This is a genomic window from Sulfurimonas sp. (genome assembly GCF_032250635.1).
GTDB lineage: Bacteria > Campylobacterota > Campylobacteria > Campylobacterales > Sulfurimonadaceae > Sulfurimonas.
Genome location: NZ_JAVVFL010000201.1, coordinates 1 through 3,892 on the forward strand (window position 1 = coordinate 1; position 3,892 = coordinate 3,892).

6 protein-coding genes are annotated in these 3,892 nt (G+C 39.3%); 2 read left to right on the plus strand and 4 right to left on the minus strand.

What is annotated here, in order from left to right:
• Both RQ763_RS10455 and gap read right to left on the minus strand, forming a co-directional pair.
• The coding region (locus RQ763_RS10455) for a phosphoglycerate kinase (protein ID WP_314152889.1) at positions 1-649 on the minus strand (649 nt) is incomplete at its 3' end.
• An 8-nt stretch (positions 650-657) separates the two neighbouring features.
• A complete protein-coding gene (gene gap, locus RQ763_RS10460; RefSeq protein ID WP_314152891.1) occupies positions 658-1,656 on the minus strand; it encodes a type I glyceraldehyde-3-phosphate dehydrogenase in 999 nt (332 codons plus the stop codon).
• A 65-nt stretch (positions 1,657-1,721) separates the two neighbouring features.
• Here gap and nadD point away from each other — a divergent pair, with 65 nt between their 5' ends.
• Together nadD and rsfS are read left to right on the plus strand one after the other, a co-directional pair.
• Positions 1,722-2,270 carry a nicotinate (nicotinamide) nucleotide adenylyltransferase gene (nadD, locus tag RQ763_RS10465; RefSeq protein WP_314152892.1) on the plus strand — a complete coding sequence of 183 codons (549 nt, stop codon included), beginning with the start codon at positions 1,722-1,724 and terminating at the stop codon, positions 2,268-2,270.
• Positions 2,255-2,590, plus strand: a complete 336-nt coding sequence (gene rsfS, locus RQ763_RS10470; protein ID WP_314152894.1) for a ribosome silencing factor — start codon at positions 2,255-2,257, stop codon at positions 2,588-2,590. The genes nadD and rsfS overlap by 16 nt, the downstream gene beginning before the upstream one ends.
• A 15-nt stretch (positions 2,591-2,605) precedes the next feature.
• Here rsfS and RQ763_RS10475 read toward each other — a convergent pair whose 3' ends face one another.
• Together RQ763_RS10475 and RQ763_RS10480 are read right to left on the minus strand one after the other, a co-directional pair.
• Positions 2,606-2,800: a hypothetical protein gene (locus tag RQ763_RS10475; RefSeq protein WP_314152896.1), complete on the minus strand. Its 195-nt coding sequence runs from the start codon at positions 2,798-2,800 to the stop codon at positions 2,606-2,608.
• Between the two features lie 84 nt (positions 2,801-2,884).
• Positions 2,885-3,892: GMC oxidoreductase (locus RQ763_RS10480; RefSeq protein WP_314152898.1), on the minus strand; the 1,008-nt coding region annotated here is incomplete at its 5' end.

Below are 3,892 nucleotides of genomic sequence, written 5' to 3' on the forward strand. Positions count from 1 at the left end.
CTACTCTAGGCAGAAGATTTATAAGTGCTTCAAGCTTGCCTGAAACCTTTGAACCGCCTACTATAGCCGCAAAAGGACGTACAGGATTTTGTATAAGTTTGCCAAAAAATTGTATCTCTTTTTGAAGTAAAAATCCGGCTGCTTTATGCTGAGAATCAAAAAAATGCGTTATTCCCTCTACTGATGAGTGGGCACGATGACTCACTCCAAACGCGTCGTTTATATAAAAATCAGCCATTGAAGCTAATTTTTTAGAGAGCTCTACATCATTTTTTGTCTCGCCCTCTTCATAACGGAGATTTTCCAAGAGCAGAACCTCTCCTTGTTGCAGGGATGCTGCTTTTGAAAGTGCATCTTCCCCGATAACATCTTTTGCCAAAATAACTTCTCTCTTTAGCAGATGTTGGATTCTTCTAGCAACGGAGATGAGCGAATATTTTTCAACCATCTGCCCCTCTGGACGCCCAAGATGAGAGCCAAGCACGACCGCACAATCTTGATCAAGACAGTAGTTTATGGTAGTCATAGCAGAGCGTATACGTCGGTCGTCGGATATATTTCCAAACTCATCCATCGGTACGTTAAAATCGCATCTGATAAAAACTTTTTTACCTGCGAGATCTAAATTTTTAATATTTAAAAGTTCCAAATTCTATCCTATTTACTGATATGAAGAGCCATGTCCAAAAGTCTTGTCGAGTATCCCCACTCATTGTCGTACCAAGCCATAACCTTGACCATATTGCCATCAATTACCTGAGTCAAATCCTCTGCAACGATAGAGCTGTATTCACACCCGACAAAATCCTGAGAAACTCTCATCTCTTTGTCCATAAGAATAATTCCTTTTAAAGAGCCATTAGCGGCGTCATTAAATACTGCAGTCACTTCCTCTTTTGTAGTGTTTTTCTTAACAATGACGTTTAAGTCAACCATGGAGACGTTTGGCGTAGGAACACGAACGCTTTGCCCATGAAGCTTGCCTTTAAGTTGAGGAAGAACAAGACCTATAGCTTTTGCCGCACCTGTTGTTGTAGGTATCATATTGATAGCGCCTGCGCGTGCGCGGCGCTTATCTTTTGAGTGTTTCACATCCAAAATATTTTGGTCATTTGTATATGAGTGGATTGTCGTCATAAGACCTTTTTCAATTCCAAAAGCATCATCAAGCACTTTTGCTATAGGACCAAGACAGTTTGTCGTACATGAAGCGTTAGAGACTATGTTTTGCCCAGCGTAGAGATGCTCGTTTACGCCAAGAACAAACGTAGGAGTGTCATCTTTTGCAGGAGCTGAGAAAAGAACTTTTTTGATTCCGTTATCAATATGGATCTGAGCATCTTTTTGGCTTAGAAATACGCCCGTACACTCTAAAACCATATCTGCACCGCACTCGGCAAATTTGAGGTTTTTTGGATCACGATCACTAAAAACCCTAATATTTTTGCCATCAATCGTGATGTTTTCACCATCAATCTGCACTACTTCGCTCTTAAATGTTCCATGGACAGAGTCGTTTTTGAGAAGATAAAGCATCATATCTATGCTTGCCATATCATTTATAGCTACAATCTCTACATCATCTCTTGTTGCAGCAATACGAGCCACACAACGACCGATTCTACCAAATCCGTTAATTGCTATCTTTAGTGCCATTATATTTCCTAATAAAATAAAAATTGGGCAATTTTACCTAAACTTAGTTATAATTCGCTTTAAATATGGATACAATCGCACTTTTTGGCGGCTCTTTTGACCCGCCGCATATCGGTCACGAGGCAATAGTTAAGGCTTTGAGAGAATTCAAAGATATTGACAAAGTTATAATAATGCCTACATATCTAAATCCGTTTAAGTCAAAATTTTATGCTCCTTCGGCCTTAAGGGTCGTATGGCTAAGAGAGATTTTTGGCGAGTATGAAAATGTAGAAATTTCAGAGTATGAAGTTTTACAAAAGAGACCGGTATCAACAATAGAGAGCGTAAAGCATCTTTTAGAGAGTTACAAGAAGATATACCTTGTAATCGGTGCCGACAACCTCTCTTGCCTTGAGAAATGGGATAGATATGATGAACTCAAAGAGTTAGTTACTTTTATGGTAGTTCCAAGAGACAATATTGAGATTCCAGAACAGTTTTTAAGACTGGATGTTGATGAGAAAATATCATCAACCAAGCTTAGAGAGTGTGTTGAGATCTCAAAGTTGCCAAAAAAGTGTGCAAAAGAGATATATAATTTTTACAAGGAAAACTATTGCAAAACAGAATAGAAAAAATAACCGAAGTCCTAGACAAAAACAAAGCAGAAAACATAGAGGTTTTTGACCTTAGAGAGAAAAACTACTTTGTAGATTATGCAATCATCGCATCATCACTCGGCTCAAGACATACGATGGCTCTTTTAGACCATCTAAAAACTGAACTTAAACCAGCAGAAAAATTTATCAACATAGATGAGAGCAGTGACTGGGTTGTTGTTGATATGGGTGATATTCTTATCCATATCATGACCCCTGAATACAGAGTAAAGTATGACATGGAGAGTTTTTTAAGCTCTCTTGCAGAAGGTAAAGAGGGTATGCCTCTTTAAAAAACAGTTATCAACTCAAGAGGAAAAAAGCGACTCTAACAATCCTTTCTTTTTCTTTTGAGGTTCATAAGGTTTTACTCTCTCATCTACAAAGTTGGGATCGCCTTTTTCAAAAACTTCTTGAGAAACTCTCTTTACACTTTTTCTAGGTCTCTCTTCCTTGACATATCCGTTATCTACCGAGCCCATGGCTCCATGTGGGATACACATCTTCTCTCCTTTTTATGAGATTATTTCACTATTATTACAGAAGAAAAGTAAAGAGTATGTAATATTTGTCACATAAGTATAAATTTAAGACTCCAATCTTTTGCGTAAAATATCTGCTATACGAAAAGCGTTCGCATAGATAGTCCATGTATAGGGCACACTTCCTCCCGTAGGCATAAAACTAGCATCCGTAACATAAAGGTTATCTAATGCATGCGCTTTGCAGTTTTTATCGAGTACGGATGTTTTAGGATTCTCTCCAAATCTGCAGCCGCCTGCCACAAGATTTGGCGGAGGAGCAGAGGAGATAGAGTAACTTATCTCGGTAGCTCCCATTTTCTCCAACACCTGCACCGCTTTTTTTGCCAAGTCATTGCCGACTTCTCTATCACGAGGATGGCTGTAGAGATGTATTGCGCCCACAGGGATGCCGTACTTATCTTTAACCTCCTCTTCAATACCTACAAAACACTCATCCGTAGGAAGCCAGTCATTAAAAACTTCAAAATTCAAAACTCTTGAAGTCGTAAGCTCTTTATGAATTTTTTGCTCAAGAGCCTTACCCCAAAGAATTTTCCCCCCTTCATCATAAAAAGCTCTTTTTATGCGGGGAACCAAATTTTGATGCTCAAACAGAAAGTCTATGGTTCCGCCTTTGATTTTTTTACTGCTCTTTTTATACTCATACCACTGCTGCAAGGAGCGGTTAAAGAAAAGACCGACCTCCATAAGCTCTTTTTGTTGCTCATCCGTAAGTGTTTCAAAACGAAATCGCCCCTCCCCTGCTCCTCCGCCTGAGAAAATAAGGTTTTTTCCTACTTGATGGTTGTTGTTTGCCAAACCGTAAGGAAAAAAGCTATTTTTTGAGTTTAAGAGCAAGCGTGAACTCTCTATGGCTTGTGCGGCTAAAACAAATATTTTAGCACTAATCTCATGCGTCTTCATATCGCTATCATAGTAGTGTGCTTTTGTAACCTTTGTCGCATCGCTCTCAAGCTTATATACAAACGCTTCGGTAATAACGCTCGCATCACACTTTTGAAGAAGGGCAGCTCTGGCACTCCCTTTCGCACCCGTTGCGCATCCGTAACT

Excerpts from the sequence above, each read along its gene's own strand:
- gap (WP_314152891.1), bottom strand. The coding sequence starts at position 1,656 with ATGGCACTAAAGATAGCAATTAACGGATTTGGTAGAATCGGTCGTTGT.
- nadD (WP_314152892.1), top strand. The coding sequence starts at position 1,722 with ATGGATACAATCGCACTTTTTGGCGGCTCTTTTGACCCGCCGCATATC.
- RQ763_RS10475 (WP_314152896.1), bottom strand. The coding sequence starts at position 2,800 with ATGTGTATCCCACATGGAGCCATGGGCTCGGTAGATAACGGATATGTC.